The following is a 22997-nucleotide window of genomic DNA, read 5'->3' as shown; positions in this document are numbered from 1 at the left end:
TGGACTTGAAGGGATCAGAAGACGGGGGCGTCGTAGTGCGCCGGCTCATCGCTGTAGATGCAGACGTTCCACTTGGCAACTATGCCGTCTTCGGCGAGGCAATGGCGCTCGAAGAAGGTCTTGATCTCGGCGCGCTGGCAGTGAGCCTCGAAGCTCGCCATGTCGCGCCAGATCTCGTTGAAGGCGATGGGGAAGCTCTCGCCCTCGGCGAAGGGGCTGGGGATGTGGCGGGTGACTATGTACTGCTGGCAGCCATCTTCCCGCAGGGTGTTGGGCTCGAGCCCCTGCAACACCTGAAACAGCGCCTGCTCCTGACCGGCCTTGGGCTGGAACTGGGCGATGCAATAAATCTTCTTGGACATCTCTTTCTCCTTGTCGTGACCTGTCAGGCCCCGAGCGTGACCACACAATTGTCGATGAGGCGGGCCTTGCCCAGATAGGCGGCCATCAGGATCACCAGTCGCTCGCTGGCCTCGGTGGCCGATTCGAGCGTATCGGCATCGACGATGTCGATGGCGTCGGTCCTGAAGCCGGCGTTATCGAGGCGCTGGCTGGCCTGGGCCACCAGGGAGGGCAGGTGGTGATCACCGGCCTCGATCTGCTCGGCGACCCAGTTCATGGTGCGGGCCAGCTCGGGGGCCAGGGCCCGCTCGGCGGCGCTGAGGTAGCCGTTGCGCGATGACAGCGCCAGCCCGTCCTCCGCTCGCACCGTCGGCACGCCGACGATCTCGACCGGGATGGCCATGTCGGCCACCATCTTGCGGATCAGCGCCAGCTGCTGGTAATCCTTCTGGCCGAAGCAGGCCAGGTCCGGCTGGACCAGGTTGAACAGCTTGGCGACGACGGTGCTGACGCCACGGAAGTGGCCGGGGCGCAGCGCCCCTTCCAGCAGGCCGGAGAGACCGGGCACCTCGACGAAGGTCTGGCTGGCCAGGCCGTGGGGATACATCAGCTCGGGGGTCGGCGTGAACACCAGATCCACGCCGGCCCCTTGCAGGGCGGCACAATCCTGCTCCAGGGTGCGCGGGTAGTTGGCGAGGTCATCGGCCTTGTCGAACTGCAGCGGGTTGACGAAGATGCTGACCACCACCTTCTCGCCGTGGCGGCGCGCCTGTTCAACCAGAGTGAGATGGCCCTGGTGCAGATTGCCCATGGTGGGCACGAATGCGATGGTGCGCCCTTCACGGCGCCATTGACCGATCTGTTCACGCAGATCGACGGGATTGTTCACAACCAACATCGGCGGTTACCTTCGGATACATCAAAGAGAGAGGGGTTAAATCAGCCTGGATATGGATGGCGAAACGGGGGCTGATGCCCCCGTTGCCATGAATGAGGCCTTGCTCAGTTGAAGCAGTGCTCGGGACCGGGGAAGGTGCCCTCGCTGACCTGCTTCACGTAGAGACGGACGGCGGCATGCAGATCGCCGGTCTCGGCCAGGAAGTTCTTGGTGAACTTGGGCACATAGCCGGAGGTGATGCCGAAGGCGTCGTGCATCACCAGGATCTGGCCATCGGTGGCCGGGCCGGCACCTATGCCGATAACCGGGATGCGCAGCGCCTTGGTGATGCGCTCGGCCAGGCTGACCGGCACGCATTCCAGCACCAGCAGCTGGATCCCGGCCGCTTGCAGCTCGAGCGCCTGGCGGTAGATCTCCTGGGCGTGGAACTCATCGCGGCCCTGCACCTTGAAGCCGCCAAACACGTGCACGGATTGCGGGGTCAGGCCCAGGTGAGCACAGACGGGGACGCCGTTGCGGGTCAGGTGGCGGATGCTGTCACACAACCAGTCCCCCCCTTCCATCTTCACCATGCGGGCACCGGCGGCCATCAGTCGGGCGGCGTTCTGGTAGGTCTGCTCCGGGGTGGCGTAGCTCATGAACGGCATGTCGCTGACCACCAGCGCCTTGCTGGTGCCACGCACCACGCAGCGGGTGTGGTAGACCATCTCGTCCATGCTGACCGCCAGGGTGTCTTCTCCCCCTTGCAGCACCATGCCCAGCGAATCGCCGATCAGCAGCACCTGGGCGCCCTCGTCGTCGAACAGCTTGGCGAAGCTGGCGTCATAGGCGGTGATGGCGGTGATTTTTTGTCCGTCCTGCTTCATCTTCAGCAGGCTGGTGGTGGTGATCTTGCTCATTAGGTTGCTCCTACTCGCCCACTAGGTCGGGAATGATCTTCGGGGTCGCGATGGCGGTGAATGTCTGACGGGTCGGCCTGGATTGGCGCAGGATGGTGGTGGCAATCTTGCTCATGACGGCGACTCGTCTACGCACCCGTGGCGTCGGCAAGGATCACGAGACCATTGCGCGGGCAGCGGGCGACCAGTTCGGAGAGCGGGGTACCGCAGGGCAGTACCAGAGCGGGCGCAAGTTCGGCGAGGGGGAGCAGCACGAATTCCCGCTCCTTCATGCCGTAGTGGGGGACGGTCAGGCGTTCATGCTGGATGACCTGCTCCCCATAGAGCAACAGATCCAGATCCAGGGTCCTTGGACCCCAACGCTCGTCCTTGCGCACACGTCCCTGTTCCAACTCGATTCTTTGCAGCTGATCCAGCAGGGCCAGGGGGCCGAGCCGGGTATTGAGCCGCACCACGGCATTGACGTAGTCCGGCTGATCGGCAGGGCCCATGGGGCGGCTGCCGTAAAGGGATGAGGCCTGCAGCAATTCGGTCTGTGGCAACGCCGCCAATGCGGTGACGGCGCGCCTGGCCTGGGCGATGGGATCCCCCAGGTTGGAGCCGATGGCAACGAAGACCTCGGTCATCACTTTTTTATCACTCGGCCGCTTTCGGTTTGCGACGACGGGGGCGACGACGATTGCGGCTGTTGCTGTTGCCGCTGCGCTTCTCGCCAGCCGGTGCCGGTGCGCCTTCACCCTCGCGAGTCGCTTCCCGCTGCAGGGTGCGCTCACCGCCCCGGGTCGCTTCCCGCTGCAGTTGCGGGCGCACATCCGGGTTGGATTCCACATAGCGTTCCCACCAGCTGGCGAGTTCGCCGAGGCCACGCTCGACCCGGTTGCGCAGCAACAGGAAGTCGAAGGCGGCGCGGAACTTCGGATGCTCCATGGCCCGCTCGGGGTGACGGCCCTGACGACGGGTCAGCCGCTGTTGCAGCGCCCAGATGTCGCGCACGTCGGTGGTGAAGCGGCGCGGCACGGCGATGATCCGTACCTGGGCATCCAGCACCTCGTTGATGGCCAGCATGAAGGCGTCGTGCCAGGGCAGGCCGCTCTCGTTTTCCAGCACCCGGGCACGGGCCTCGACGGCGCCCCACAACAGGGAGGCGTAGAGGAAGGCGGGGGTGACCCGCTTGTCTTCACGCACCCGGGTGTCGGTGTCCATCAGCGCCAGCTCGATGAACTGCTCGAACGGCGAATTGCCATGGGGGGTGAACAGGGCGGCCACCTGCGGGAACAGCGGCTGGAACAGCCCGTATTCGCGCAGCAGCTTGTAGGTCGCCAGGCCATCGCCAGCCAGGAACAGCTTGAGGGTCTCCTCAAACAGGCGGGCGGGCGGGATATCCTGCAGCAGCGGCGCCAGCTCCTTGATGGGGGCGGCGGTACGCGGGCTGATGGTCATGTCCAGCTTGGCGGCGAAGCGCACGGCCCGCAGCATCCGCACCGGATCTTCCCGGTAGCGGGTCTCGGGGTCACCGATCAGCTCCAGCTTGCGCTGGGCGAGATCCTCGATGCCACCCTCGAAATCGTGCAGGGTGAAATCCTTGGCGCTGTAGTAGAGGGCGTTGACGGTAAAGTCACGGCGCTCGGCATCCTCTTCGATGGTGCCGTAGACGTTGTCGCGCAGCAGCATGCCTTCATCAGACTGGGCCGACACATGTTTGCTGGTATTGACCTGATGGTGGTGACCCCGGAAGGTGGCCACTTCGATCACGTCACGACCAAAGACGATGTGCGCCAGGCGGAAGCGGCGGCCGATCAGGCGGCAGTTGCTGAACAATGCCTTGATCTGCTCCGGCGTCGCGTTGGTGGCGATGTCGAAATCCTTTGGTGTCTTCCCGAGCAGAATATCCCGGACACCACCCCCGACCAGGTAGGCATCATAGCCACCCTTGTTCAGGCGGTAGAGCACCTTGAGCGCATTCTCGCTGATCTCTTTGCGCGAGATGGGGTGCTGGTCGCGGCTCAAGGTTCGACGCTGGCCGGCTACGTGGACCGGCAGGGTAGATTCAACCGACTGCTCGCCGTCGTCCTTGCCGAGCACCTTGCGGCAAAAGTTTGCGATCTGGGAAAAAATGGTACACCTCTTCATGACTTCAAATTGACGGGAGGCCAAAAAATAGCGGCCTATCATAGCTCAGGCCTGACCAAATGAGAAACGGTGTGGCCTGCTTCCCTTATTCGGGTCTGGTCATACAAGCAACAGCGCTGTCTATTCCTCTAGTCTGAACCTGCTCAGCTGGTCGCCAGGGCGATCTTTGGCTGGCGGGGGACAAGCTCCAGCCGCCAGTGTTCTATTCCCCAGCCGATGATCTCCTCGAGGCGGCAGCTTCGCAGCTCGGGGGGCGGGCACTGGCCGAGGAAGGCGAGCGCCTGCCACAGCGCCGGCCTCACCTCGTCGAGGGACAGTGCCGGGGCGTGGTTCTGCTTGGAGAGCTTGTTGCCATCCGCCAGCACCGCCAGCGGTAAATGCACCCAGTCGGGCACGCCGGCCCCCAGCGTCTGGTAGAGCGCGATCTGGCGCACCGTGGGCTCCAGCAGATCGGCGCCACGCACTATCTCGCTGATGCCGCTGTCCATGTCATCCACCACCACCGCCAGGTTGTAGGCATAGAGCCCGTCGCGGCGGCGAACGATAAAGTCCTCCTCCGCCAGGGCGGCGGGCACGGCTATCCTCCCCTGCAGCGCATCATCGAAATGATAGACGGGGTGCCGCTGGCGCAGGCGGGCGGCGCAGCCTGCCGGTGCCAGCCCCAACTCGCGGCAGTGACCGCCATAGAAGCCGCCGCCGGCCATGATCTCGCGCCGGGTACAGCGGCACCAGTAGAGGTCCCCCGCCCGGTAGAGCCGCTCGATGATCTCGTCATAGCGGGCGTGGCGCCGGCTCTGGTAGATCACCTCCCCATCCCAATGCAGGCCATGGGCCTCCAGGGTATGGAGGATGAGCTCACTGGCCCCGGCCATCTCCCGCGGCGGATCTATGTCTTCGATGCGCACCAGCCAGCGTCCCCTTTGCGCCCTGGCCTGCAGGAAGCTGCCGAGGGCCGCCACCAGCGAACCGAAGTGGAGCGGGCCGGACGGGGAGGGGGCGAAGCGACCGACATAGGGTCGGGAGAGGGGAGTCAGGGCCATGGAGATTCGGGTAGACGATGCATTGAGGCTGCATTCTGGGATGCCAGTGCTAAAAGCTCAATAAAAAAGGGAGCCCGCAAGCTCCCTTTTTTGACTATGTCGAGGGTCGGCATCAGCCGGCCATCTGTTTTTCCTTGATTTCAGCCAGTGTCTTGCAGTCGACACAGAGGTCGGCGGTCGGACGGGCTTCGAGGCGACGAATACCAATTTCGATACCGCAGTGTTCGCAGTAACCAAAGTCGTCTTCTTCGAGTAGCAGCAAGGTCTTCTCGATCTTCTTGATCAGCTTGCGTTCACGGTCGCGGGTACGCAGTTCGAGCGCGAACTCTTCTTCCTGCGCGGCGCGATCGACTGGATCCGGGAAGTTGGCAGCCTCATCCTTCATATGGTCAACGGTGCGGTCAACTTCCTGCATCAGTTGGTTACGCCAGGCTCCCAGGATTTTGCGGAAATGAACCTTCTGTTGGTCATTCATGTACTCCTCACCGGCTTTCACCTGGTAAGGCTCTACACCCGCAATGGCCAGGGGGCCCAGAGATTTCCTGTTTTCGCCTGTTGGCATGCCCTGTCTCCTAATTCAGCACGCTACTCGTGCCATCCGTAAATTGAGGGCGGTATCTATAGCAGAAGGGTCAACTGGAGGCAAACAAGCCTTGCCAATAATGTTACCCATTCCAGCATTTATTCGCTGCCCTCGGGTTGCAGGTGGCCAGATTCAAACGGAATAAAGCCTTGGGCCACCATGCTCTGCACCCCAACATGGGGGCGATAGCATAAAATTTCAACCCCTGCCGCCATGGCTTGCTCAATAAGCTGACTATAGTGCGGATCTATGTGGGTTGCAGGACGCATCCGCGCTATTCCGGAGTGCAATACCATGAATAACAACACGGCGCGATGCCCCGCCGCCTTCATGGCCATCAGCTCGCGCAGGTGCTTGGCGCCACGGGTGGTGACCGCATCCGGGAAGTAGCCCATCTCCGGCGCCGCCCGCTCGTCGAGCAGGGTGACGGACTTGACCTCTATGTAGCAATCGGGCTTGTGGTCATCCTCCAGCAGCAAATCGATGCGGCTGTTCTCCTCGCCATATTTCACCTCGGTGCGCAGCCTGGCATAGCCCGCCAAGGGGGCCAGCGCCCCCTGCTCGATCAGCTCGCGGGCTATCTGGTTGGCGCGGGCGGTGTTGACGCAGATGAAGTGCCCCGCCGGGCTCTCGGCGATCTCCCAGCTGTGGGCCAGCTTGCGCTTGGGATTGTTGGAGGTGGAGTACCAGACCCGGGTGCCCGGCTCGGCGCAACCGGTCATGGCACCGGTATTGGCGCAGTGGATGGTGATCTGCTCGCCATCGTCCAGCAGCACGTCGGTCAGGAAGCGCTTGTAGCGGGAGACCAGCAGGCCGGATTGCAGAGGGGGATCGAAAATCATGGGGCGCTGTCCTTTCTTATTGTTTGTTGTTTGTTTCTCTGGGCGAGCAACCCGCTGGGTTGCAAAGGGGATGGCTCATCAGGCCAGGTCTTCTCGCGTGTCCGCCTTGGCGCGGGCGCGCAGGGGCCAGCAGGCGAGCGGCTGGTAGCAGACCCCGTCCGGCGTGCTGACGGAGCGATAGAGGCAGAAGTGATCGGCGGTCAGCACGAAATCCGGCGCCGGCAGCTCGGCGGGGGCCTCGCCGGCCTTGCGCGACAGGGTGACATGGGGGCGATAACCCTGCTCGCCGTTGCCAAGGCCCAGCCTCTCGCCGTGGCGCCGCAGCGCTTTGGCCAGCACATTCAACTCGTTCGGCCACTCGCTGGGTCCCACCCAGGCGGCCTTGGCGCGGTGGAACCAGCCGGTCTGATCCAACGGGATGCGCAGCGGTGGGCAGTGTTGACGCTCGGCGGCGGCCATCAGCCTGGCCTGGGTGGCCTCGTCGGCTTCGCCGAGAAAGGCCAGGGTCAGGTGCAGGTTGATCTCCGGCACCGGCAGGCCGGGCCAGGGGCGTCGGTCACGCCAGTCGATCAGCTCGGGGGCAGTCTCGTGCAGGGGCAGGGCAAAGAAGAGTTTGGCCATTCGGGGGATGGTGCCTTTTTTTCACGCTCATAACATGGCCCCATTCTATGGCAGAATAGACGCCGTTTTTAAGGTCATCACAGAAGGTTTTCGCCGCTTTGTCCCAACTCCCCATCGTTTCGGTGCTGTCCGGGCTGTTTGATGCCATCGACCACCACGCCAGCGTGATCCTGCAGGCGCCGCCCGGCGCGGGCAAGTCAACCCTGCTGCCGCTGGAGCTGGTGCGCCAGGCCCGCTTGCCCGGTCGCATCATCATGCTGGAGCCCCGTCGGCTGGCGGCGCGCAACATCGCCGCCTTCCTGGCCCGCCAACTCGGCGAGAAGGTGGGGGAGCGCATCGGCCTGCGGGTGCGCGGCGAGAGCCGAGTCAGTGCCCAGACCCGGCTCGAGATAGTGACCGAGGGGGTGCTGACCCGGATGTTGCAGCAGGATCCCGAGCTCCCTGGCGTCTCCCTGATCATCTTCGATGAATTCCACGAGCGCAGCCTGCATGCCGACACTGCCCTGGCCTTCGCCATCGAGAGCCAGCAGGGGCTGCGCGACGATCTCAAGTTGCTGATCATGTCCGCCACCCTGGATGGCATGGCGCTGGAGAGCCTGCTGCCGGACGCCCCCGTCATCCGCTCCGAGGGGCGCGGCTTCCCCATCGACTACCACTATCGCCCCGCCAATCGCCAGCAGTGGCTGGAGCCCCAGCTGGGCGCCGTGGTGCTGGAGGCGCTGGCCAGCCACGCCGGCAGCGCCCTGGTGTTCCTGCCGGGGCAGGGGGAGATAGAGCGGCTGGCCCAGTGGCTGGCGGGGCGGCTGCCGGATGATGTGCGCCTGGCACCGCTCTATGGTCGCCTCGACATGGCGGCGCAGCAGGCGGCCATCGAGCCGGCGCCGGCGGGCAGTCGCAAGCTGGTGCTCACCACCAATGTGGCGGAGACCTCCCTCACCATAGAGGGGGTCTCGGTCGTCATCGACAGCGGGCTGGAGCGGCGCGCCACCTTCGATCTGAAGAGCGGTGTCACCCGGCTGGAGACCCGCCAGATCGCCAGGGCCTCCGCCACCCAGCGGGCGGGCCGCGCGGGTCGTCTCGGTCCGGGTGTCTGCTACCGGCTGTGGAGCGGCGAGGTGCAGGAGCGCCTCGCCGAGCAGAGCCCGCCGGATATCCTGACCCAGGAGCTGACCGGCCTGCTGCTGGATGCCGCCCAGTGGGGGGCCAGGGTGGAGAGCCTGCCGCTGCTAGATATGCCCCCCGCCGCCGCGCTGGCCGGCGCCCAGCGTCTGCTGGTGGCCCTCGGGGCCATGCAGCCGGGCAGCGATCAACAACTCACCCCCCAGGGCAGAGCCATGGCGGCGCTCGGCACTCATCCCCGGCTGGCGCGCCTGCTGCTGCGGGCCCGGGAGCTGGAAGCCGAGGGTCTGACAGGGATTGTCGCCGATGCCGCTTATCTGGTGGCGCTGCTGGAAGAGGATCTGCGAGGATCCGAGCGCCTCTCGGTGCTGTTCCACCGCCGCCTGGGAGCCCTGCGTCAGGGCGCCGCCCGCTGGTTCGAGCGGCTCGGGGTGCGGCCCGGCTCTGCACCACGGGAGGCTCAGGGGCAGTGGCTGGGGCTGCTGTGCGCCCTCGCCTGGCCGGATCGGATCGGCAAGTTGCGCAGCGCCACCCGCTATCAACTCAGTGGTGGGGTGAGCTGCGATCTGGTAGAAGGTCATCCATGCCAGGGACAAGGCGCCCTGATCGCCATCGAGATGGGGCAGAACGAGCGCGGCAGCCGCATCTTCATCGCCGAGCCAGTGGAGCTGGACGAGCTGGTCCGCCTGCTGCCCGAGCTGGTGAGCGAGCGCCAGTGGTTCGACTGGGACGAGCGGGAGGCGCGGGTGCGGGCCGAGCGCCAGCAGGTGCTCGGCGAACTGGTGCTGAGCCAGCGGCCGCTGACCGAGCTGTCGGACGAGCAGAAGGGGCGCTGCCTGCTGCAGGGCATTCGCCGCAAGGGGTTGCACGTGCTGCCCTGGGATGAGCAGAGTGAAGGGCTGCTGGCCCGCCTGCGCTGCGCTGCCGACTGGTTGCCGGATGAGGGCTGGCCCGCCATGGACGACGAGAGCCTGCTGGCCCGGCTGGAAGAGTGGTTATTGCCTGCCCTGAGTGGCATGACCCGGCTGGAGCAGCTGAAGCGGCTCAACCTGGTGGACATATTGCGCCAGTCCCTGCCCTGGCCGCTGCCGAGGCGGCTGGACGAGGCACTGCCGAGTCACTTTGCCGCACCGACCGGCAGCCGGGTGCGGATCCGCTATCAGCCGGGTCAGGCGCCGGTGATCCCGGTGCGGATCCAGGAGATGTTCGGCCAGGCCAGCACCCCCTGCGTGGCCGATGGCCGGGTGGCGCTGGTGGTGGAGCTGCTCTCGCCGGCCCAGCGGCCGCTGCAGATCACCGCCGATCTGGCCGCCTTCTGGGCCGGCTCCTATGCGCTGGTGAAGAAAGAGATGAAGGGGCGCTATCCCCGTCACTACTGGCCGGACAATCCCCTCGAGGCGATGCCGACCCGGGTGACCAAGAAGAAGATGGGCATGTAGAGGAAGTCAGGCTCGATTGGCGAAGCGCAATCGGCCCTACGGCTCTCGCCAAGACCAATGAGATAATGACTACGCCCGCGATGGCGACATAACGAATAGCAAAGAGGATTCATGGCAACGCAACAACGCAAGCGTACCCCCAAGAAGGCGGCGCCCAACCGCACCATCTGGCGCAAGCTGTTCTGGCTTGGTTTCAAGCTCTCCCTGGTGGTGGGCGCCTTCATGGTGGTATTTGGCATCTACCTCGATACCAAGGTACGCGAGCGCTTCGACGGGGAGAAATGGCAGCTGCCGGTGATGGTCTACAGCCGTCCGCTGGAGCTCTATCCCAGCCAGCGCATCTCCCAGGCCCAGATGCTGCGCGAGCTCAACATGCTGAGCTACAAGCAGGTGCGCCAGCCCCATACCCCGGGCGAGTACGCCATCAACGGCAATCGCATCGAGCTGGTCCGCCGTCCGTTCGAATTCTCTGACGGCGCCGACGGCGCCCGCGGCCTGCGGCTCACCTTCAACGGCGCCCGGCTGGAGGGGATCCAGTCCCTGGAGACCCAGCGCCAGCTGGGTTATGCCCAGATGGACCCGGTGTTGCTGGACCGACTCAACACCGAGGATCGGGAGGATCGCCTGCTGGTGCGCATCGCCGAGGTGCCGGACAGCCTGCTGATCACCCTGCTCACCACCGAGGATCGGGACTTCTACCAGCACGGCGGCGTCTCGCCGGTGGCCATCATGCGCGCCATGGCGGCCAACCTGCTGGCCGGTCGCACCGTACAGGGGGGCAGTACCCTCACCCAGCAGCTCGCCAAGAACTTCTTCCTGACCCGGGAGCGCAGCCTGTGGCGGAAACTGCAGGAAGCCTACATGGCGGTGTTGATCGACTACCGCTACAGCAAGGACGAGATCCTGGAGTCCTACCTCAACGAGGTCTATCTGGGGCAGAACTTCTCCCAGGGGGTCTATGGCTTCGGGCTCGCCTCCTACTTCTACTTCGGCATCCCGGTCAACGAGCTGGACATCGATCAGGTGGCGCTGCTGGTGGGTCTGGTGAAGGGCCCCTCCTATTACGATCCCTGGCGCTTCCCCGAGCGAGCCAAGGCGCGCCGGGATCTGGTGCTCAAGCTGCTGATGGATCATGGTAGCCTGCAACCGGCCGAATACGAGCTGGCCAGCAAGCAGCCGCTCGGCATCATCGCCCGTGGCCAGATGAGCTATGGCCGTACGCCGGCATTTATGGGGCTGCTCAAGCGCGAGATCCAGAGCCGCTTCGGCCCGGATCTGCTCAAGCAGTCCGGCCTCAAGATCTTCACCAGCCTGGATCCCATCGCCCAGCACGCCGCCGAGCAGGCAGTGGAGTCCGGCCTCGCCCTCATCGAGAAGCAGCGTGGCAAGAAGAAGCTGGAGGCGGCCATGGTGGTCTCCGACTGGCACAAGGGGGAGGTGGTCGCCATGGTGGGTGGCCGGGATCCGCGTTACGCCGGTTTCAACCGCGCGCTGGATGCCCGTCGCCAGATAGGTTCCCTGGTGAAACCGGCGGTCTATCTCACCGGCCTCTCCAATGGCCTGACCCTGGGCACCCCGCTCAAGGATCAGCCGATCCGCATCCGTGGTCAGGATGGCCAGATCTGGACGCCGCAGAACTACGATCGCAAGTTCCGCCAGAGCGTGCCGCTGATGGAGGCGCTGGCCAGCTCCCTCAACGTGCCGACCGTCAACCTGGGGTTGCAGGTGGGGCTGGACAAGGTGGTGGACACCCTGCACAAGCTGGGGGTCGATCAGGATATCCAGCCCTATCCGTCGCTGGTGCTGGGGGCGGTGGCACTGTCGCCGATGGAGGTGAACCAGATGTACCTGCCCATCGCCAACCAGGGGCTGACCCAGCCGCTGTCGGCCATCCGCGCCGTCATCAACAGCGATGGCAGCCAGCTCTATCAGCATGATCAGGCCGCCAAGCGGGTGACGGACCAGCAGGCCAGCTGGCTGACCCTGTTCGCCATGACCAAGACGGTGAGCCAGGGCACGGCCCGCGCCCTGAGCGCCAAGTTCCCCGGCGCCACCATGGCCGCCAAGACCGGCACCACCAACGAGCTGCGCGACTCCTGGTTTGCCGGGATGGACAACAACGAGCTGGTCAGCATCTGGGTCGGCCGGGATGACAACCAGCCCGCCGGGCTGACCGGGGCCAGCGGTGCCCTGCAGCTGTTCAGCGGCTACATGAGCCAGCGCGGGGTCAACAGCCTGGGGCTGAAGATGCCGGAAGGGGTGAGCTGGGCCAACTTCTCCCGCTCCAGCGGCGCCCGGGTCGCCAGCGATTGCCCAGGCAGTCTGCAGGTGCCGGCCAAGCTGGCAGGATTGCCTGCACCCGCCAGCTGCGCCAGTCCGGTGACCAACCCGGTCAACGCGCTGGATAACTGGTTCAGCGGTTTCTTCAACTAACGACGACGGGCGGCCTGGCCGCCCGTCTCTCTGGAGTGGATATGACTGTTTCCCTCTTCGATGGCATCCATCACCTGGCCATCATCGCCAGCGACTATGGCCGCTCGCGTCACTTCTATCATGAGGTGCTGGGGCTGCCCATCATCAACGAGACCCTGCGCGAGGAGCGCCACTCCTGGAAGCTGGATCTGGCGCTGCCCGACGGTAGCCAGCTGGAGTTGTTCAGCTTCCCGGCGCCGCCGGCGCGGCCCTCCCGGCCGGAGGCCTGTGGCCTGCGGCACCTGGCGTTTCGGGTGAAGGCGCTCGAGCCCGTCATCGCCCATCTGCAAGGGCACCAGATCGCGGTGGAGCCGGTGCGGGTCGATGAGCTGACCGGCAAGCGCTTCACCTTCTTCGCCGATCCCGATGGCCTGCCGCTTGAGCTCTACGAGACGGGCCGCTAGCCCTACTCGCGGGCTGCCACAAACCCAAAAAGCCGCCAGGCGTTGCCTGGTGGCTTTTTTATTGGGCGAGTGGCGAAGGTCAGGCCGTGGTCAGCAGCCCGACGGCGAGGGCCATGACCAGGATGCCGGCCCAGCCGACGGGCTTGAGCCGCTCACCAAACAGCAGCAGGCCCCCGAGCGCCGTGCCGAGTATGCCGATGGCGCCCCAGGTGGCATAGGCCACCGCCAGATCGATCCGGCCTGTGCTCACCGCCTCACTGAGCAGGGTGAAGGCGCAGAGCACCAGCAGTATGCCGAGAAAACCCCAGCCCTTGTGGCGGAAACCGAGGGAGCGGTTGATCGCCATGTTGGCCCCCACATCCAGCAGGGCCGCGCCCAGCACTATGATCAAGGGGTGCATGTCGCCTCCTTCCCGCCGAGCGGGCCTGTGGACTCAGCCTGACGGGCCTGCGGCGCGTCGTGGCTCTCACCCATAGTCACCATAACAATACCCACTATTGCCAGCGCCAGCCCGATCCACTCCTGGGCATTCAGGTCATGGCCCAGGAACAGCACCGAGACCGTGGTGATCAGTGCGATCCCCAGCCCTTCCCAGAGCGCGAACGCAATACCAATGGAGATTGTTTTGGCGGCCTTGGCCAGCAGCAGATAGGAGAAGGAGATGAGCAGCCACATCGGCAGGTAGTTGAGCCAACCGGCGTCATTCTCCGGGATCAGGGCCATGCTGGAGGTGCCTGCCACCTCGGTCAGGATGGCGCCCGTCAAGAAGGTGCGCGCTAAAAACAGCGGTCTGAATAACATAAAATTTCCTTTTGTTGCTGCGACGGGAGAGAGGATAGCCGGGCTGGGGCGGGGCTCAGGAATCGCTGAGCGTCGGCTATTCGAACGCTGACGGTTTGCCTTGCCAAAAGGGGGTGGGTAATCTGAGTCTGGAACACTCCGCCATCAGAGCGCGATCATGAAGCTTTATCAGATACAACTCTTTGTAGAATCAGCAGACAGCGGCTCGATCGCCAACGCGGCCAGGCGTCTTGGCAAGAGTCGCAGCGCCGTCAGCACGGCGATCGCCGCATTGGAGATTGAGCTTGGCGTCGACCTTTTCGAACGAGGGGCCAACCAGAGCCGGTTGACCGAGATCGGTGAGCAGGTGCTGGACGACTGCAAGCGGTTGCTGCAGGCGGCCAACAGCCTGAAACTCAAGTGCGAGCATCACGCCTCAGGCGCCGAAGTGGCGCTGCGGGTGGCGCGGGACGACGCCATCCCCGAGCCGGTCTGGCGCGAGTTGCTGGGCAACCTGCGTCGCCAGTTCCCCGGCACCAGCATCTCCCTGGTGCTGGCCTCGCCCCCCGAGCTGCCCGCCCTGGTGGAGGAGGGCTTCGTGGATGCCGCCTTTGGCCTCATCACCGAGGAGCAGGAGCGCAGCGGTCTCAATATCGACGTGCTCAATCCGATCCGTACCCTGATGGTGGTGGCGCCGAGCCACCCGCTGGCCGGCCTGAAGCGGGTCCTGCAGCAGGATTTGACCGGCCACACCCAGGTCACGCTCTCCTACGTCGACGAGTTTTCGGTCAAGAGCCTGTTGCCCATCGGCGGCCAGCACATCGGCCTGTCGAGCTTCGAGCTGATGCGGGATGCGGTGCTGGACGGGCTCGGCTGGGCCGTGCTCCCTTCCCCCTTGATCCAGAGCCAGCTGCGGCAGGGGGAGCTGCTGACCCTGAAGCACAAGTTCAGCCTGCAGTGGCGGGACTACGGGGTCTATCTGTCGGAGAATGCCCACCATGGCAAGGTGCTGGCCTGGTTGAAGAAGGCCATTCAGGCCTATCTCGAGCCCTTCGAGTAGCCGCCTCGGGGGAGGGGGAAAGCAAGATGGGCCCTGGGGCCCCTCTTGCTGATCTGAACTGACGCCGGCTCAGCGCAGGCCATGGCGCGGTGCGGGCTGGCGTGGGCGGAAGGGCAGCCAGAGGATGCCGAGCAGCAGATCCCCCAGCAGGGCCGCGAGCAGACCCCCCACCACCCCACAGAAGATGGCGGCCTGCTTGAGCGGCACCACATAGCTGTAGTTGTGCAGGGTATCCTGCCAGAGCCTGGGATCCGGTTGCAGCAGCAGGTGGGACAGCTGCTGGTACCAGGGCTTGCCCTGGAAGGCGCGCTCCTGTTGCAGGCGCTGCTGCTGGCTCACCAGATGCTGCAGGCTGGCGGCATCCTGGGCAAACACCGGATCCGGGTTGGTGCTGTAGTGCTCGACCAGGGCCGCCAGATCGCCGCCGAAATGCCTGTCCGCGGTGCCCTGGAAGGGCGCCAGACTGAGGTCGGCCTGCTGCAGGCGGGCATCCAGCCGCTGGTAGTAGAGATCGATCAGCCCAGGTATCTGCACACCCGCCAGCAAACCGAGCGCAAACAGCATCATGCGAAGGTAACTGCGCATCGTCATCATCCTGAAGAGAGGGAGTCGTCATACTAGCCGCAACGGGGGGGCGAGCCAAGGTGGTGTCTCCATCCGGTGTGGGTGTCAGCTGGCGTGGCCGGAATAAGATTTCGCAGGGTATTCCTCTCCCATTGCCTTCCACGAATTTGTGATTTGAATCACGAATTTTATGTTTTAACATGGGGCCTTTTTTCGCATTCGAAGGGAGGCTCGCATGAGCAAGTTCGTACCTTTCTATCTGGTCGGGGGCCTGATCGCCATCAGCTGGGCCGCCCTGCCGGGCCATGGTCCATGGGACCAATGGGATCTGGCCACCTTCCGGCTGGTCAACGGCTGGCTGGGCCAATACTCCCGCTGGGCCGATCTGGTCGCCATCACCAACAACCGTCTGTTCGATCTGGCCACGCTGACCTGCATGGGCGCTATCCTGGCGACCTGCTTCGGCCGGGCCTATGGGCAGGAGCGCCGTCGCCTGGTGGCGATGGGCATCGTCATGTTGCTGGGGGCCTTGCTGATCAACCAGCTGGGTCATCTGCTGCCGGTCAAGCGTCCCAGTCCCACCCTGACGGTGGCAGGGGCGCTGCGGCTGACCGAGCTCAGCGCCATCCCCACCAAGGACTCTGCCGGTGACAGCTTCCCCGGTGATCATGCGCTGTTTCTGATGATCTTCGCCGGGTTTGCCCTGCGCTATCTGCCGCGCTGGGCCGGCATCCTTGCGGTGTTGATGGTGCCGCTGTTTTCGGCGCCCCGCATTCTCGCCGGTGCCCACTGGCTGACGGATGTCTATGTCGGTGCGCTCTGTCTCGCCCTGCTCTGTCTGCCGTTGCTGCTGTTGACGCCCTGCTCGGATCGGCTGATCGACCGCCTCGAGCCCTGGCTGCCCCGCTGGTTGCCCCTGGGCCATCGGCTGCGAGGTTGAGGGGGGCGCAATAAAAAAGAAGGCAGCTGAAAACCGCCTTCTTTTGGTTATGCACCATCGGCGACTGTGGTCGTCGCGAAATGACCATAATTACGACCGATGACCCCGGGCTTGCGCCCTCATCGACAAGTATTAGCAGAGCCGTTCGAACTCGTCTGCCCGGACCTGGCCCCCTGAATCGTTGGCATGGGGTGAATGGTTGATCCTGACCAAGATTTTTTTATTTCTGCTGCCTTAGAATCGCCGCCCTTGCTGGAGAACCCCAATGTTAATCAATCTGCTGCGCCTGCTCTTCATCGGCTGCGCCCTGGTCTTCATCTTCATGCTGATCCATGCCTGGTGGCACAAGCGGCGCCTGGGCGAGCTCGAGCCCACCCCCTTCTGGCCGGTGGCGGGCATCGGCTTCGTCGCCAATTTTCTCGATACCCTGGGGGTTGGCAGCTTCGCGGTGAAGACCGCCTGCTACAAGCAGTTCAAGCTGATCGATGATCGGCTGCTGCCCGGCACCCTCAACGGCCAGTGCGTGTTGCCGACCGTGACCCAGTCCCTGATCTTCATCGGCGTGGTCAAGGTGGATCCGCTCACCCTCATCGGCATGATGGCGGCGGCGGCGGCGGGAGCCGCCTGGGGGGCGAGTCGTGTCGCGGCCTTCGACCGGCAGACCATCCGCCTGGTGATGGCGGTCTCCCTGCTGGTGGTGGCCGGGCTCATCTTCGCCGGGCTGCTGGGGCTCTTCCCCCTCGGCGGCGAGGCCATGGGGCTGACGGGCTACAAGCTGGCCATAGCCCTGCTCGGCAACTTCCTGTTCGGGGTGTTGATGAACGTCGGCATAGGCCTGTTCGCCCCCTGCATGACCCTGGTCTATCTGCTGGGGATGAACCCCATGGCGGCCTTCCCCATCATGATGGGCTCCACCGCCGTGCTCAGCGTCTTCTCGGCGGGCACCTTCATCCGGCGGGGGGCCTTCGATGCCAGGGCCGTGCTGGCGGTGGCCATCTTCGGCCCGCTCGGGGTGGTGCTGGCCGCCATGGTGGTGCAGTCCATGGACATGGAGATGTTGAAATGGCTGGTGGCCTTCGTCGTCATCTATACCTCCTGGACCATGTACGCCTCCTGGCGCGCGGCGCGCCATCAGCCCCGCTCCCAGCTGGCCGAGAGCGCAGGCTAGCCGGGGTATAGGACTGGGCTGGCCGGGTATATGGACACAGCCCGTCAAGGGGATGCCGGCACGGCGGATGGTCTCTGCCATCATTTATGTCTCCTGGACCAGCCGCGCCTCCTGGCGAGTGGGCCGGCGTCGCTCTCCTCCGCGGGTGGGCGGCGCAGGCTGGCCTGCACCAGTGCCGCCTCGGCCTTGGCGCCGAGGAAGACATAGAGCCCCAGCGCCAGCAGCAGCCCCACCGCACAACCCATCACCCCCACCGCCGGCCAGAGCAGCTCGATCTGGCCGAGCGATCCCTTGAACAGCAGCAGCAAGCCCTCGATGGAGACCGCGATCAGGATGGCGGCGATGAAGCGGGTGATGGTGCGGCGGATGGCGCTGTGGCGGAAGATGTCCTTATGCAGCAGCACCTCCTCCTCCAGAATGGTCTTGCCCAGATCGAACACCGCCAGCGCCAGGGTCAGGAAGATGATGGCGCTGAAGGCGCCGAGCCGGTTCGGCTGGGTGCCGCACAGCAGCAGGTAGATCTGCTCAAGGCCATGCCAGATCAGGGTCGCGACGATGAGAAATAGCGCCAGGCTCAGCACCACGTACACCGCCCTGAACCAGGGAATGGCGCGGCGCCGCTCCCTGTCCCCCATCAGCCAGGCGATCAGCTGATGCAGGTTGATGCCGAGCTCGCGGCCATGGCCCTGCACCACCAGTCTCAGCTGTGCCTGGGGGGCGGGGACGGGGGCCAGTATGGCCGGCGCGGCCTGGCTCTGACCAATGCTCTGCACGAAGGGATAGCCCTTGAGGGAATCCTGGGGCAGGGTGAGCAGACCCAGCAACAGGGGGGCCAGCTCGGCTTCATATTCCTGATAGCGCCGCAGCACATCGATGGGGCTCATCTCTGCCATATAGACCTCGGTCAAGTGGGCTCCTGCACTAGCTGTTGCAAATAGTGGGCCCGCTTTATGACAGCCAGAGTGGCGCATGTTGCACCAAGGGGTGGCAAAGCGCGGTGGGGCGCCCTGAGATCGCACCAGAAAGGGGAGGGACGCGCGTGGAGGGCTTGCCGGGGGGGGGATGAAAAAAAGGGCCCCCTGAGGGCCCTTTACTATTTCGGCGTGGCTTAGCCTGCCAGCTTGGCGAAGCTGCGATCGGCGGCGGCCAGAGTGTGTTCGATCTCCTTGTCACCGTGCGCCAGCGACAGGAAGCCGGCCTCGTAGGCGCTCGGCGCCAGGTAGATCCCCTCTGCCAGCATCAGGTGGTAGAAGCGCTTGAAGCGCTCCATGTCGCAGCGGGTCACCTGCTCGTAGCGGGTGATCTCGGCCTCGTCGGTGAAGAAGAAGCCGAACATGCCGCCCACATGGGTGATGGCGAGCGGGATGCCGTGCCTAGCGGCGGCGGCCTTCAGCCCCTCGGCCACCCGGGCGGTCTTGGCGCTCAGCTGCTCATACAGACCCGGCTCTTGCAGCAGATCCAGCATGGCGAGGCCGGCGGCCATGGCCACCGGGTTGCCGGACAGGGTACCGGCCTGATACACAGGACCGGTCGGGGCTATGTACTGCATCACCTTCTTCTTGCCACCGAAGGCGCCGACCGGCATGCCGGCCCCGATGATCTTGCCGAGGGTGGTGAGATCCGGCTCTATGTTGTAGTGGCCTTGTGCCCCGCGCAGGGAGACGCGGAAGCCGGTCATCACCTCATCCAGGATCAGCAGGGCGCCGAACTCGTCGCAGATGGCGCGCAGCCCTTCCAGGAAGCCGGGCACCGGCGGGATGCAGTTCATGTTGCCCGCCACCGGCTCGACTATGATGCAGGCGATCTCGCTGCCGTACTGCTCGAAGGCCTCGCGCACCGACGCCAGATCGTTGAACACGCAGGTCAGGGTGTGCTTGGCAAAGTCGGCGGGCACGCCCGGGCTGTTGGGCTGACCCAGGGTGAGGGCGCCGGAGCCGGCCTTGACCAGCAGGGAGTCGGCGTGACCGTGGTAGCAGCCTTCGAATTTGACGATCTTGTCGCGGTTGGTGTAACCGCGGGCTAGCCGGATGGCGCTCATGGTCGCCTCTGTGCCGGAGTTCACCATCCGTACCTGCTCCATGGAGGGGACGATCTGGCGCACCTTCTCGGCCATCAGCACCTCGATCTCGGTGGGGGCGCCGAAGCTCAGCCCCTTCTCCACCGCCTTGATCACCGCAGCCTTGATGGCGGGGTGATTGTGGCCGAGCAGCATGGGGCCCCAGGAACCTATGTAGTCCACATAGGCCTGACCATCCACATCATAGAGATAGGCACCGTCTGCATGATCGATGAAGCGGGGAGTACCGCCGACCCCATTGAAGGCGCGGACCGGTGAGTTGACGCCGCCCGGAATGGTCTGGCGGGCCTGTTCAAACAGCTGATCTGATTTTGACATGGATCATCCTTAATGGGATTTTGGATGTCACACTGGGGGCGGTAGCCGATTGCGGCTCGGCAGCCAGGGATGGGAGGAGTATGCTTTGCGCTCTCGCTACCCGGGCCGCTGGCTCGCTCCGTGACACAGGAAAACCGGCCGACTATAGCAGAAAGCCGCTGTGCAGGGCAGCCGGGCCATGGGCCGGGTGTTTCTTGAAACTGGTAAGATATGAACGTGGTCTCCCATGCAGCAACAAGTGCCCCCCTCTTCTGAATCTCCGCCGCCGCGTCGCCCGCCCGCCCTGCGGCGCCTCATCCAGCAGGACAAGATGCCGCTGCTGGTGCTGCTGCTCGCCGCCCTGGTGGGCATACTGGCCGGGCTGGTATGCGGACTGTTTGAATCCGGCGTGCACTGGATGGCCGATCAGCGTCTCGCTCTGCTGGCCGATCGCCCCTGGTGGCAGCTTGGCCTGCTGGGGTTCGGGTTCAGTGCCCTGCTGGGCTTGGTCGGCTATTTCCTCACCCACACCTTCGCCCCGGAAGCGGGTGGCTCCGGCATCCCCGAGATCGAAGGGGCCATGGATGAGCTGCGCCCGGTGCGCTGGTGGCGGGTATTGCCGGTCAAGTTCTTCGGCGGCATCTGCACCCTGAGTTCGGGCATGGTGTTGGGGCGGGAGGGGCCCTCGGTACAGATTGGTGGCAACCTTGGCAAGATGGTGGCCGATATCTTCCGGTTGCCCAAGGAACATGGCCATGCCCTGCTGGCGGCGGGGGCGGCGGGAGGCCTCGCCGCCGCCTTCAATGCGCCGCTGGCGGGGATCCTGTTCGTGATGGAGGAGATGCGGCCCCAGTTCCGTTACTCCTTCCTCGCCATCAAGGCGGTGGGGATCTCGGCCGTGATGGCGACCCTGATGCTGCAAAACATGAAGGGGCAGGCGCCGGTGATCAGTCTGCCTCACTACGATGCGCCAACCCTGAAGGCACTCTGGCTGTTCCTCTTCATGGGCGGCTGTTTCGGCGTGCTGGGATTCGTCTTCAACAAGCTGGTGCTCGCCTGTCAGGACGGCTATCTGGCCCTGCATCAGAACAAGCGCCACCGCTTCGTCGCCATCGGCATGCTGGTGGCGGGCACCTTCGGCGTGCTGTCGTTGTTTGCTCCCTCAGTCACGGGGGGCGGGACCGAGCTGATCCCGCACCTGATGGGCGATGAGTATGCGATGGCGACCCTGTTCCTCATCTTCTCGGTGCGGCTGATCGCCACCCTGATCTGCTTCTGCTCCGGTGCCCCCGGTGGTGTCTTCGCCCCGACCCTGGCCCTCGGCACCCTGTTTGGGGTGGTGTTCGGCCACCTGTTCCATGCGGCCTTTCCCGATCTCGGCATAGAGCCGGGTGCCTTCGCCATCGCCGGCATGGGGGCGCTGTTTGCCGCGACCGTGCGTGCTCCCATCACCGGCATAGTGCTGGTGACCGAGATGACCGACAACTATCAGCTGATCCTGCCCATGATGATCACCACCATAGGGGCCACACTGGTGGCGCAATGGCTGGGGGGGCGTCCCATCTATTCCCAGATCCTGGAGCGAACTTTACGGCTCGCGGCGCGTCCAAAGCGGGGAGAGAGCAGCGTGACTGTCGGTTAACTCCTTGTTTGTCCGCATCAATCGGATGAGGTCGCGTATAGTGAAGGGAAAGTGGCCGTGGTATGGCGTGGTAATAGAAGAGGCCCTATGTCCCGAATCGTGAAGCTGTTGATTGTGTTGGTGATGGGGGCGCTCATCGGGTATTTCGTCGGTAATCGGCAGGAGCTGGCCCAGAGCAGCCTGCTGACGGTGCAGCAGGAGACTCTGGAGCGTCAAAGCAAGGCCATTGGCCAGCTCAAGACGGATCTGGGGGTCAAGGAGACCTTGCTGGCGACCCAGAGGGCGGCCTTCGAGCAGTTGCAGCAGACGCTCAAGGATCAGGAGGCGCAGGTGCAGGAGCAGAAACGCCAGCTGGCCTTCTTCGAGCGGATCATGAGACCCACCGGCGAGCAGGTCGGCGTGGTGGTGGACAACCTCACCCTGCAGGAGACCAGCGTGCCCGGTCGCTACCACTATCGTCTGGCCCTGACTCAGCCCGCCAAGAAGCGGGAGCTGTTCCGCGGCCAGGTGCAGATCAGGGTGGAGGGCAGCCTGGCAGACAAACCCAAGACGCTCAGTGGCCGGGAGCTGGGGATGAAGGCGGGTGAGGGGCGCTATGCCTTGCGCTACTTCCAGTTATTGGAAGGGAACTGGCAGTTGCCGGAAGGCTTCATCCCGGATCGGGTGCGCATCACCATCGCCAAGGAGGGTAGGCAACCCGCACAGGAACTGCTGACCGAATGGAGCGAGGTGCTCAAGCCGCTGGTGGCTCAGCCAGCCCCCCTGCCGGTGGTGCAGTAAGTAGAGTGGTGAATACTTGAACTAAATGGTCGGGTATTGGATAATTTCGCGGTTTCCATGTTTGTGGATGTAATGGTTGTGAGGTCAGTAATGAGTGCAGTAACAGAAGCCCCGTTGCCAATCCAGATGACGGATGCGGCGGCGAACAAGGTCAAGACCTTGATTACCGAAGAAGAGAACCCCGAGCTCAAGTTGCGGGTCTACATCACAGGAGGGGGCTGCTCCGGTTTCCAGTACGGCTTCACCTTTGACGAGAAGATCAACGAGGGGGACACCGTCGTCGAGAAGAGCGGCGTCATCATGGTGATCGATCCCATGAGTCTGCAGTATCTGGTCGGTGGTAGCGTGGACTACACCGAAGGTCTGGAAGGCTCCCGCTTTACCGTGACGAACCCCAACGCCTCTACTACCTGTGGCTGCGGCTCCAGCTTCTCCATCTGATGGGTCAGTGGCACGCATTTGAAAGGGTCCGATAGGGCCCTTTTCTATTTCCGCATCCAGCTCTCCTATATATGAGCCTTCTTTATAGAGGCTGGCACCTAGCCTGCTCGACCCCGTTGCCGCCGCCTTCGACCTCCTATGAGCCCCTTTGTGGTGGTGTCTTGTACGATTTGGTTGTTGATTAAACACTTGAACATCTTTCTCAAAAAAACACATAGTTTTTGCTTGTCAGAAAGAACCAGATCCCTATAATACGCCTCCATCAGCACGGCGCAGTGCGCGTCTGGTCTGGCTTGCAAAGCAACCCAGTGAGGGTTATAGTTTCAAACCCTGCTCTTTAACAATTTGAATCAAGCAATCTGTGTGGGCACTCACAGCATCGAGCATCAAAAACAATTTTTGATTTTCAATGTCTGGTGAAGTGACCAAAACGACTTGTTAGCAATAACAAGCCGAACA

Annotated in this window: 23 protein-coding genes; 9 read left to right on the top strand and 14 right to left on the bottom strand. The window is 64.0% G+C overall.

From position 1 onward, the window contains the following. Positions 1-14: 14 nt before the first annotated feature. From AACW18_RS14060 to thpR, 9 genes are all read right to left on the bottom strand, one after another. A complete protein-coding gene (locus AACW18_RS14060) occupies positions 15-362 on the bottom strand; it encodes a putative quinol monooxygenase (RefSeq protein WP_218389022.1) in 348 nt (115 codons plus the stop codon). A gap of 23 nt (positions 363-385) precedes the next feature. Beyond that, positions 386-1240 carry a pantoate--beta-alanine ligase gene (gene panC, locus AACW18_RS14055; protein ID WP_218291674.1) on the bottom strand — a complete coding sequence of 285 codons (855 nt, stop codon included), beginning with the start codon at positions 1238-1240 and terminating at the stop codon, positions 386-388. A gap of 104 nt (positions 1241-1344) precedes the next feature. Beyond that, positions 1345-2139 (bottom strand): 3-methyl-2-oxobutanoate hydroxymethyltransferase, encoded by a 795-nt coding sequence (panB, locus tag AACW18_RS14050; protein ID WP_042652990.1) that lies wholly within the window; start codon positions 2137-2139, stop codon positions 1345-1347. 128 nt (positions 2140-2267) lie between these two features. After that, positions 2268-2765, bottom strand: a complete 498-nt coding sequence (gene folK / locus AACW18_RS14045; protein ID WP_042652989.1) for a 2-amino-4-hydroxy-6-hydroxymethyldihydropteridine diphosphokinase — start codon at positions 2763-2765, stop codon at positions 2268-2270. Positions 2766-2775: 10 nt separating this feature from the next. Beyond that, a complete protein-coding gene (pcnB, locus tag AACW18_RS14040; RefSeq protein ID WP_218389021.1) occupies positions 2776-4269 on the bottom strand; it encodes a polynucleotide adenylyltransferase PcnB in 1494 nt (497 codons plus the stop codon). A gap of 143 nt (positions 4270-4412) precedes the next feature. Next, positions 4413-5309 (bottom strand): tRNA glutamyl-Q(34) synthetase GluQRS, encoded by an 897-nt coding sequence (gene gluQRS, locus AACW18_RS14035; RefSeq protein WP_218389020.1) that lies wholly within the window; start codon positions 5307-5309, stop codon positions 4413-4415. A 112-nt stretch (positions 5310-5421) separates the two neighbouring features. Next, complete coding sequence (gene dksA, locus AACW18_RS14030) at positions 5422-5871, bottom strand: RNA polymerase-binding protein DksA (RefSeq protein WP_005329052.1); 450 nt, start codon at positions 5869-5871, stop codon at positions 5422-5424. A 119-nt stretch (positions 5872-5990) separates the two neighbouring features. Next, complete coding sequence (gene sfsA / locus AACW18_RS14025) at positions 5991-6734, bottom strand: DNA/RNA nuclease SfsA (protein ID WP_218389019.1); 744 nt, start codon at positions 6732-6734, stop codon at positions 5991-5993. 78 nt (positions 6735-6812) lie between these two features. Continuing rightward, positions 6813-7355 carry an RNA 2',3'-cyclic phosphodiesterase gene (gene thpR, locus AACW18_RS14020; RefSeq protein ID WP_218389018.1) on the bottom strand — a complete coding sequence of 181 codons (543 nt, stop codon included), beginning with the start codon at positions 7353-7355 and terminating at the stop codon, positions 6813-6815. Positions 7356-7453: 98 nt separating this feature from the next. Between thpR and hrpB the strand changes: the two genes are divergently transcribed. From hrpB to gloA2, 3 genes are all read left to right on the top strand, one after another. Beyond that, positions 7454-9913, top strand: coding sequence for an ATP-dependent helicase HrpB (hrpB, locus tag AACW18_RS14015; protein ID WP_218389017.1), 2460 nt, complete (start codon positions 7454-7456; stop codon positions 9911-9913). 111 nt (positions 9914-10024) lie between these two features. Beyond that, on the top strand, positions 10025-12346 hold the full coding sequence (gene mrcB / locus AACW18_RS14010; RefSeq protein WP_218291681.1) for a penicillin-binding protein 1B: 2322 nt from the start codon (positions 10025-10027) through the stop codon (positions 12344-12346). Positions 12347-12387: 41 nt separating this feature from the next. Further along, a complete protein-coding gene (gloA2, locus tag AACW18_RS14005) occupies positions 12388-12789 on the top strand; it encodes an SMU1112c/YaeR family gloxylase I-like metalloprotein (RefSeq protein ID WP_218389016.1) in 402 nt (133 codons plus the stop codon). A gap of 79 nt (positions 12790-12868) precedes the next feature. Here gloA2 and AACW18_RS14000 read toward each other — a convergent pair whose 3' ends face one another. Next, on the bottom strand, positions 12869-13189 hold the full coding sequence (locus AACW18_RS14000) for an SMR family transporter (RefSeq protein WP_218291683.1): 321 nt from the start codon (positions 13187-13189) through the stop codon (positions 12869-12871). Then, complete coding sequence (locus AACW18_RS13995; protein WP_218389015.1) at positions 13177-13590, bottom strand: DMT family transporter; 414 nt, start codon at positions 13588-13590, stop codon at positions 13177-13179. Before AACW18_RS13995 ends, AACW18_RS14000 begins: the two co-directional genes overlap by 13 nt. 157 nt (positions 13591-13747) lie before the next feature. Here AACW18_RS13995 and AACW18_RS13990 point away from each other — a divergent pair, with 157 nt between their 5' ends. Next, positions 13748-14629, top strand: a complete 882-nt coding sequence (locus AACW18_RS13990; RefSeq protein WP_042652980.1) for a LysR family transcriptional regulator — start codon at positions 13748-13750, stop codon at positions 14627-14629. Positions 14630-14698: 69 nt separating this feature from the next. Here the strand turns inward: AACW18_RS13990 and AACW18_RS13985 are convergent, their stop codons facing one another. Further along, complete coding sequence (locus AACW18_RS13985; protein WP_218389014.1) at positions 14699-15214, bottom strand: DUF2937 family protein; 516 nt, start codon at positions 15212-15214, stop codon at positions 14699-14701. A gap of 214 nt (positions 15215-15428) precedes the next feature. Here AACW18_RS13985 and AACW18_RS13980 point away from each other — a divergent pair, with 214 nt between their 5' ends. Further along, a complete protein-coding gene (locus AACW18_RS13980; RefSeq protein WP_218389013.1) occupies positions 15429-16133 on the top strand; it encodes a phosphatase PAP2 family protein in 705 nt (234 codons plus the stop codon). Positions 16134-16398: 265 nt separating this feature from the next. After that, positions 16399-17301 (top strand): sulfite exporter TauE/SafE family protein, encoded by a 903-nt coding sequence (locus tag AACW18_RS13975; protein WP_218389012.1) that lies wholly within the window; start codon positions 16399-16401, stop codon positions 17299-17301. Positions 17302-17381: 80 nt separating this feature from the next. On the opposite strand, the gene AACW18_RS13970 is transcribed toward AACW18_RS13975, so the two are convergent. Together AACW18_RS13970 and hemL are read right to left on the bottom strand one after the other, a co-directional pair. Continuing rightward, complete coding sequence (locus AACW18_RS13970) at positions 17382-18194, bottom strand: hypothetical protein (protein ID WP_042653308.1); 813 nt, start codon at positions 18192-18194, stop codon at positions 17382-17384. 215 nt (positions 18195-18409) lie between these two features. Beyond that, positions 18410-19696, bottom strand: a complete 1287-nt coding sequence (gene hemL, locus AACW18_RS13965; protein ID WP_218389011.1) for a glutamate-1-semialdehyde 2,1-aminomutase — start codon at positions 19694-19696, stop codon at positions 18410-18412. Positions 19697-19922: 226 nt separating this feature from the next. Here hemL and clcA point away from each other — a divergent pair, with 226 nt between their 5' ends. The 3 genes from clcA to erpA all read left to right on the top strand — a co-directional run bounded on the left by clcA (position 19923) and on the right by erpA (position 22538). After that, positions 19923-21317, top strand: coding sequence for a H(+)/Cl(-) exchange transporter ClcA (gene clcA / locus AACW18_RS13960; protein WP_218389010.1), 1395 nt, complete (start codon positions 19923-19925; stop codon positions 21315-21317). 87 nt (positions 21318-21404) lie between these two features. Next, the gene (locus tag AACW18_RS13955) at positions 21405-22097 is read left to right on the top strand and encodes a DUF6776 family protein (protein WP_218389009.1); all 693 of its coding nucleotides are present in this window, start codon (positions 21405-21407) and stop codon (positions 22095-22097) included. Between the two features lie 90 nt (positions 22098-22187). Next, entirely contained in the window at positions 22188-22538 is a 351-nt protein-coding gene (erpA, locus tag AACW18_RS13950) for an iron-sulfur cluster insertion protein ErpA (protein WP_042652973.1), read from the top strand. Positions 22539-22997 lie beyond the last annotated feature (459 nt).

Source organism: Aeromonas sp. sia0103 (assembly GCF_963895295.1).
Taxonomy (GTDB): domain Bacteria; phylum Pseudomonadota; class Gammaproteobacteria; order Enterobacterales; family Aeromonadaceae; genus Aeromonas; species Aeromonas encheleia.
Note: the sequence above shows the minus strand (reverse complement) of the source record. Positions and strands in the feature narration are given on the sequence as shown.

Coding starts and splice junctions, on each gene's coding strand:
- AACW18_RS14060 (WP_218389022.1), bottom strand. CDS start 362: ATGTCCAAGAAGATTTATTGCATCGCCCAGTTCCAGCCCAAGGCCGGT.
- panC (WP_218291674.1), bottom strand. CDS start 1,240: ATGTTGGTTGTGAACAATCCCGTCGATCTGCGTGAACAGATCGGTCAA.
- panB (WP_042652990.1), bottom strand. CDS start 2,139: ATGAGCAAGATCACCACCACCAGCCTGCTGAAGATGAAGCAGGACGGA.
- folK (WP_042652989.1), bottom strand. CDS start 2,765: ATGACCGAGGTCTTCGTTGCCATCGGCTCCAACCTGGGGGATCCCATC.
- pcnB (WP_218389021.1), bottom strand. CDS start 4,269: ATGAAGAGGTGTACCATTTTTTCCCAGATCGCAAACTTTTGCCGCAAG.
- gluQRS (WP_218389020.1), bottom strand. CDS start 5,309: ATGGCCCTGACTCCCCTCTCCCGACCCTATGTCGGTCGCTTCGCCCCC.
- dksA (WP_005329052.1), bottom strand. CDS start 5,871: ATGCCAACAGGCGAAAACAGGAAATCTCTGGGCCCCCTGGCCATTGCG.
- sfsA (WP_218389019.1), bottom strand. CDS start 6,734: ATGATTTTCGATCCCCCTCTGCAATCCGGCCTGCTGGTCTCCCGCTAC.
- thpR (WP_218389018.1), bottom strand. CDS start 7,355: ATGGCCAAACTCTTCTTTGCCCTGCCCCTGCACGAGACTGCCCCCGAG.
- mrcB (WP_218291681.1), top strand. CDS start 10,025: ATGGCAACGCAACAACGCAAGCGTACCCCCAAGAAGGCGGCGCCCAAC.
- gloA2 (WP_218389016.1), top strand. CDS start 12,388: ATGACTGTTTCCCTCTTCGATGGCATCCATCACCTGGCCATCATCGCC.
- AACW18_RS14000 (WP_218291683.1), bottom strand. CDS start 13,189: ATGCACCCCTTGATCATAGTGCTGGGCGCGGCCCTGCTGGATGTGGGG.
- AACW18_RS13995 (WP_218389015.1), bottom strand. CDS start 13,590: ATGTTATTCAGACCGCTGTTTTTAGCGCGCACCTTCTTGACGGGCGCC.
- AACW18_RS13990 (WP_042652980.1), top strand. CDS start 13,748: ATGAAGCTTTATCAGATACAACTCTTTGTAGAATCAGCAGACAGCGGC.
- AACW18_RS13985 (WP_218389014.1), bottom strand. CDS start 15,214: ATGCGCAGTTACCTTCGCATGATGCTGTTTGCGCTCGGTTTGCTGGCG.
- AACW18_RS13980 (WP_218389013.1), top strand. CDS start 15,429: ATGAGCAAGTTCGTACCTTTCTATCTGGTCGGGGGCCTGATCGCCATC.
- AACW18_RS13975 (WP_218389012.1), top strand. CDS start 16,399: ATGTTAATCAATCTGCTGCGCCTGCTCTTCATCGGCTGCGCCCTGGTC.
- AACW18_RS13970 (WP_042653308.1), bottom strand. CDS start 18,194: ATGGCAGAGATGAGCCCCATCGATGTGCTGCGGCGCTATCAGGAATAT.
- hemL (WP_218389011.1), bottom strand. CDS start 19,696: ATGTCAAAATCAGATCAGCTGTTTGAACAGGCCCGCCAGACCATTCCG.
- clcA (WP_218389010.1), top strand. CDS start 19,923: ATGCAGCAACAAGTGCCCCCCTCTTCTGAATCTCCGCCGCCGCGTCGC.
- AACW18_RS13955 (WP_218389009.1), top strand. CDS start 21,405: ATGTCCCGAATCGTGAAGCTGTTGATTGTGTTGGTGATGGGGGCGCTC.
- erpA (WP_042652973.1), top strand. CDS start 22,188: ATGAGTGCAGTAACAGAAGCCCCGTTGCCAATCCAGATGACGGATGCG.